Raw genomic sequence first — 270 nt, forward strand, 5'->3', positions numbered from 1 at the left:
ACTGTGAAAAGCCTGCTTTGCACAATCAATATCAACACCATCTATTTCTTCGGCCGCTTGTTCTGGGGTATTTATCCATCCTCGTAACCTACCAAATTCGACATTAAGGCGCGCTATAAAGCCCTGATTAATTTTGCGGTGTATATTACCGTTTTGATATGCCCGAGCAGTGAATAATACAACTTTCTTTTGAGCAGTGTGATCGAAGTAATGGAATGTTCTAAGCTTACCTGGTTCCCACTCTTCAACGGTACTTGCTCGCTCTTGTCC

General features: G+C 42.6%; 1 pseudogene. It reads right to left on the reverse strand.

Annotated elements, in window-relative coordinates:
* Positions 1-270, reverse strand: a pseudogene (locus tag AAEY68_RS21120) (hypothetical protein); the annotation flags it as partial.

Source organism: Pseudoalteromonas sp. RB2-MNA-CIBAN-0110, assembly GCF_040309305.1.
Taxonomy (GTDB): Bacteria; Pseudomonadota; Gammaproteobacteria; order Enterobacterales; family Alteromonadaceae; genus Pseudoalteromonas; species Pseudoalteromonas arctica.